Origin of the sequence: Trebonia sp. (assembly GCF_030042015.1) — a bacterium.
GTDB lineage: Bacteria > Actinomycetota > Actinomycetes > Streptosporangiales > Streptosporangiaceae > Trebonia.
On the sequence record NZ_JASIAL010000441.1, the window covers coordinates 1 to 5,435 of the forward strand.

The following is a 5,435-nucleotide window of genomic DNA, read 5'->3' on the forward strand; positions in this document are numbered from 1 at the left end:
GCCGTTCCTCGCGTCGGCGAAGGCCACGTCCGTTACCGCCTCCGGTGACTGGGTGTCGTAACCGATCCCGGCCGGGGGGGCCGGCAGCGCCGTCCAGTGACTGCCGCCGTCGGTGGTCATCAGCAGTCCGGCGCAGTCCGCGCAGCCGGTGCTCCCAAGGACCCAGCCGAGGCTGGGCGAGACGAAGCTCGCGCCCGCAGGCTCGAACGCCTGCGGCCGTGGCGGCGTGCTCGCCGGTGCCGGGGTACTCGCCCGCGCCGCGGCGGGTGGCTGCGTGGTCCCGTGCCCCGCTGGCGCGGATGCCGGCGCGGCCCCCGCGCATGCCATCGTCAACAGCGCGATGAACGCACTCGATATCGCGCCGGCCACCTGGCCACGTCGTCTCATCGGCCTACCTCCGCTGCGGTGTACCTGACCCTGCAGACGCTTGACGGCGCGCGCCGGTTGCGGCCGGGGGCACGTATGCGCGCGGGTTTCTGGCGGCCCGCATCGCCGCGCCGCGCGGACCGGCGGTAGCGTGCCAGTCATGGAACACGTCAGACTTGGCCGGAGCGGCCTGCAGGTATCCCGGCTGTGCCTGGGGACGATGACCTTCGGGCTGCAAAGCGACGAGGCGACCGCGATCGAGATCATGGACACGGCGGCCGAGGCCGGAGTCGATTTCCTCGACTCCTCCGACGCCTACCCGCTCGGCGGGGACCTGGCCAGCCGCGGCCGCACCGAGGAGATCATCGGCCGCTGGCTGCGCGGCAGGCGGGACCGCTTCATCATCGCGACCAAGTGCTTCGCGCCGACCGGCCCGGCGCCGTTCGACGCGGGAAACTCCCGCAAGCACATCCTGTCCGCCGTGGACGCCTCGCTGCGCCGCCTGCAGACCGACTACATCGACCTGTACCAGCTGCACGGGTACGACACCGCGACGCCGATCGACGAGACGCTTGGCGCGCTTGACGACCTAGTGCACCAGGGCAAGGTCCGCTACATCGGGTGCTCGAACTTCCTGACCTACCAGCTGGTGCGCGCGATCGGCCGCAGCGAGACGCTGCGGCTGGCCCGGTTCGACTCGGTACAGCCGCGGTACAACCTGCTGTTCCGCCAGATCGAGCGGGAGATGCTGCCGTTCTGCGAGGAGGACGGCGTTGGCGTGATCCCCTACAACCCGATAGCCGGCGGGCTGCTGTCCGGCAAGCACGTCCGCGGCGCCCCGCCCCCCGAGGGCAGCCGGTTCACGCTCGGCTGGGCCGGGCAGCTCTACCAGGAGCGCTACTGGAACGAGCGCGCCTTCGACACGGTCGAGGCGCTGCGCAAGCTCGCGGACCAGGCCGGGGTCGGCCTGGTCACGCTGTCGGTCGCGTGGGTGCTCGCCAACAAGGCGGTCACGGCGCCCATCATCGGGGCCAGCCGCCCGGGGCAGCTCGCCGCCAGCCTGGCCGCCGCCGACTACCGGATCGACCCTGACCTGAAGGGGCAGCTGGACGAGCTCACCCACGAGTACCGCCTGGGAGACGCGGGCAGGTAGGTGCGCGGCTCTCGGCGCGCAGGCCTGATTCAGCCTGTGCCGCGGCGCAGCAGCGCGATGAAGATCGCGTCGGTGCCATGCCGGTGCGGCCACAACTGGGCGAAGCGCGGGCTGGGCGAACGGACGTCTGGAACGTCGGGAAGCGCCGCGGGCGCGTCGAGGATCTCGGTACCTGCCGCGGCGCCGGCCACCGCATCTACCACGTCCCGCGTCTCCGCCGTGACGGGTGAGCACGTCACGTAGGCGACCACGCCGCCAGGGCGGCAGGCCGCGAGGGCGGACCGCAGCAGGGCGCCTTGCAACTCGGCGAGGGCGGGCAGGCCGGTTTCTGACTTGCGCCACCGGGCCTCGGGGCGGCGCCGGAGCGCGCCGAGGCCAGAGCACGGCACGTCCACGAGCACCCGGTCGAACCCGCCGTCGCGCCATGGCGGGCGCCGGCCGTCCGCGACCAGCACGGCGGCGGAGCCGATTGGGTCGGCTGGGGCGCTGCGGGCGCTGCGGGCGCTGCGGGCGCCGGGGGCGCCGGAGGCACCCGACCCTGATCGCGCAAGCGCCGCCTTGACCAGCGCGGCGCGATGCGGATGCACGTCGGCGGCGACCAGCCGCGCGCCCGCGCGCCCGGCAAGGCCCTGCAGCAGCCGGGCCTTGCCGCCCGGGCCCGCGCACATGTCCAGCCAGGCCCGGTCGCCGCCGGCCAGCGGCGCGCGGGCGAGCGCGAGGGCGGCAAGCTGGCTTGCCTCGTCCTGCACCCAGGCTTGTCCCGCCGCGACCAGGTCCGCCGGGTCGCCGGCGGGCAGCGTGAAGCCGAACGGCGACCAGCGGCACGGTTCCGCCCCGTCCGGCATGACCTCGTCCCTGTGGCTTCCGCCGGGAAAGGCGGCCATCGTCACCCGCGGCCGCTCGTTGCCCGCGGCGAGCGCCGCGGCCAGCTCGCGCTCGGCCGCCGTGCCGAGCGCGTCCCGGTACGCGCCGACCACCCAGCGCGGGTAGCTGTAGCGCACGGCGAGGTAGCCGTCCGGATCGGACTCCTGGGCGGGGGCGACGACCGCGAGCCACTGGTCGAGATCCCTGGTGGAAACCCGGCGCAGGACGGCGTTGACGTATCCGGAGGCCCGCGGGCCGGCCGCTGCCTTCGCGAGGTCGACCGAGGTCGCGACGGCGGCGTGGCTGCTGACGCGGGTGGCGAGCAGCTGGTGCGCGCCGAGCCTGAGCACATGCAGCACCGGCGGGTCGAGTCTGTCCAGCGGGCGGTCACTGCACGCCGCGAGAACGGCGTCGTACGTGCCGAGGCCGCGCAGCGTGCCGTAGGCGAGCTCGGTGGCCAGCGCGGCGTCCCTGCCGGTTATCGAGCGCTCGGCCAGCAGCCTCGGCAGCAGCAGGTTCGCGTAGGCGGCGCGGTCGGCCACGGCGGCCAGCACGTCGTATGCCGCGCGCCGTGGCAGGTCAGCGCCGCGGGGTCGTGACCGGGCGGGCGCCGCGGTGCGCCTGCCCGCTGCCTGGCCGCGGTGCCCGGGTGCCGGACGGCGCCGTGTCTGTCGCCTTTCTGTCATCGTCAGCCGAAGCCTGGGCGCGTAGCCTGATCGCCGCGCAGGCCGCGCGCCCAGTCGGCGGCGGGCGTGCGGCGCTTGCCCGGGGGCTGCACATCGCCAAGGAGCACCGGGTGCGAGCCGGTGCCCGCGTAGACGGCGCCGCGCTCGATGTGCAACTCCCCCGTGCCGAGCCCCTCGGGGGCGCCGGCCGCGCTCAGCGTCACCGGCCACAGCTTCATCCGCTCCCCGCCGAATGCCGTCCACGCGCCCGGGTCGGGTGTGCAGGCGCGGATCTGCCGGTCGATCAGGTGCGCGGGCAGCTTCCAGTCCACCTGGGCGTCCGCCGGGGTGAGCTTCGGGGCGAAGCTGATGCCCTCGGCGGGCTGCGGCACGGCGCGCAGCGACCCTTCCTCGATCCCGTCGAGCGTGGCGACCAGCAGTTCGGCCCCCGAGGCCGCGAGCCGCCCGAGCAGGTCGCCCGAGGTGTCGGCGGGCCGCACGGCCTCGGTCAGCACGCCGAAGACGGGTCCGGCGTCAAGCTCGGCGACAAGGCGGAATGTGGTGGCGCCTGTGATGTCGTCCCCGTGCAGGATCGCGTGCTGCACGGGCGCGGCGCCGCGCCAGGCGGGCAGCACAGAGAAGTGCAGGTTCACCCACCCGTGCGGCGGAATGTCCAGCGCCGCCTGCGGCAGCAGCGCGCCGTAGGCGGTGACGGGACAGCAGTCCGGGGCGATCTCGCGCAGCCTGTCCAGGAACCAGCGCTCGCGTGGCCGCCGCGGCGTGAGCACCTCAAGTCCGCTGTCACGGGCCAGCGCCGCGACGGGGGACGGCTCGACCCGCCTGCCGCGGCCGGCCGGCGCGTCCGGCCTGGTGACGACCGCCTCGACGGTATGCCGCGAGGCGAGGACCGCGCGCAGTGCGGTGACCGCGACGGCCGGGGTCCCGGCGAAGACCAGCCGCACCTAAGGCACGCCCCTTCAGGGAATCCGCTGCGTGGAGTGCGGCGAGACCCTGATCTCCGGGACAGGCTCGCCGGACCATTCGGCTTCCCTGATGGCCTTCATGGCGAGCTTGCGCTGCTTTTTGTCCAGCCGGTCGATGAACAAGATGCCGTCGAGGTGGTCGGTCTCGTGCTGGATGCAGCGGGCGAGGAGCTCCGTGCCCTCGACCGTGACCGGGTCGCCGTGCATGTTGAACCCGCTGGCGACGACCCGCGGCGCGCGCGGGGTCGGGTATTGCAGGCCGGGCAGCGACAGGCAGCCTTCGTCGTCCGTCTCCTCGTCGCCGGACAGGGCGAGCACCGGATTGACCAGGTGGCCGGGCTCGTCGTCCACGTGATAGGTGAACACCCGCAGGCCGACGCCGACCTGCGGCGCGGCCAGGCCCACGCCAGGCGCGTCCAGCATCGTCTCGGTGAGGTCCCGCACCAGATTGCGGAGCTCGGCGTCGAAGTCGACAACCGGCTCGGCAGGCGTGCGCAGCACCGGGTCGCCGAACAGCCGGATGGGCATTAGCAACGGACAATCCTCCTGAGTCGGGCACGCGCCTGCCCACCAGCTGGCAAACGCTTGTTCACCTGAAGTCTATCGGCGGCCTAGATCACCTCGGCCGGGTCGAGCTGCACCCGGACGCCGCCGCCTTCCTTGGCGGCGCTGCGCGCTGACTGGGCCGCGTGCAGCGCCGCGGCCAGCGCCGCGCCCCGCGACCGGGGCGCCCGGACGAGGGCGCGGACCTGCTCTTCGGTACCCGCCTGGCCGGCGGACGAGGGGCCGGCGCGGTCGACAGGGACCGGGCCGAGCACCTCGAACCCGGGCGCCACGCCGGACAGCAGGCTCGCTACCGCCGCCGCCGAGCCGGTCACCGCCGCCATGCGCACGGCCGGGGGGAAGCCTAGCTCGCCGCGGTCAGCGAGCTCCCGTTCGGAAAAACCTACTGGATCCCAGCGGATCAGCGCTTGCACGGCGGGCAGCCCGGCATCGGCGTGCACCAGCACCGTCCCCCCGGCCCGGACCAGGGCCGCCGCGGCCAGCCAGCGGCGCAGCGCCTCCTCGCCCGCGCGCAGGCTGGGGCGGCCGAGCAGCGCCCAGCCGTCGAGCAGGAGGGCGGCGGCGTACCGGCCGGACGGCTCGGCTCCCGGAGTGGCGATGACCAGGGCCGGCTCGTCAGGCACGGCCGGAATCACCGCCGCGCCGCCCGACGTGCGCACCTTGACGCCGGGGAACGCCCGGCCCAGCTCCTCGGCGGTGCGGACCGCGCCGGTCACGATCGCGCGGATCCCGTCATGGCCGCAGCGCGGGCAGCTCCAGCCGCCGGCCAGGGTGCCGCACCACCGGCAGTCAGGCGCCGCGTGCTGGCCGGCCAGCCGCAACGGCCCGCCGCACCGGGAG

Annotated in this window: 4 protein-coding genes and 2 pseudogenes; 1 reads left to right on the forward strand and 5 read right to left on the reverse strand. The window is 74.6% G+C overall.

Annotation, left to right across the window (positions count from 1 at the left end; all coding sequences use genetic code 11):
- Window positions 1–387, reverse strand: a pseudogene (locus Q1N79_RS23910) (hypothetical protein); the annotation flags it as partial.
- Between the two features lie 139 nt (window positions 388–526).
- Between Q1N79_RS23910 and Q1N79_RS23915 the strand changes: the two are divergent.
- Entirely contained in the window at window positions 527–1,519 is a 993-nt protein-coding gene (locus Q1N79_RS23915) for an aldo/keto reductase (RefSeq protein ID WP_300612640.1), read from the forward strand.
- Between the two features lie 29 nt (window positions 1,520–1,548).
- Here the strand turns inward: Q1N79_RS23915 and Q1N79_RS23920 are convergent, their stop codons facing one another.
- From Q1N79_RS23920 to Q1N79_RS23935, 4 genes and pseudogenes are all read right to left on the reverse strand, one after another.
- The gene (locus Q1N79_RS23920) at window positions 1,549–3,069 is read right to left on the reverse strand and encodes a transcription antitermination factor NusB (protein ID WP_300612642.1); all 1,521 of its coding nucleotides are present in this window, start codon (window positions 3,067–3,069) and stop codon (window positions 1,549–1,551) included.
- A 2-nt stretch (window positions 3,070–3,071) separates the two neighbouring features.
- The gene (fmt, locus tag Q1N79_RS23925) at window positions 3,072–4,010 is read right to left on the reverse strand and encodes a methionyl-tRNA formyltransferase (protein WP_300612644.1); all 939 of its coding nucleotides are present in this window, start codon (window positions 4,008–4,010) and stop codon (window positions 3,072–3,074) included.
- 15 nt (window positions 4,011–4,025) lie between these two features.
- A complete protein-coding gene (def, locus tag Q1N79_RS23930; RefSeq protein WP_300612646.1) occupies window positions 4,026–4,559 on the reverse strand; it encodes a peptide deformylase in 534 nt (177 codons plus the stop codon).
- An 83-nt stretch (window positions 4,560–4,642) separates the two neighbouring features.
- A pseudogene (locus Q1N79_RS23935) lies at window positions 4,643–5,435 on the reverse strand (primosome assembly protein PriA); the annotation flags it as partial.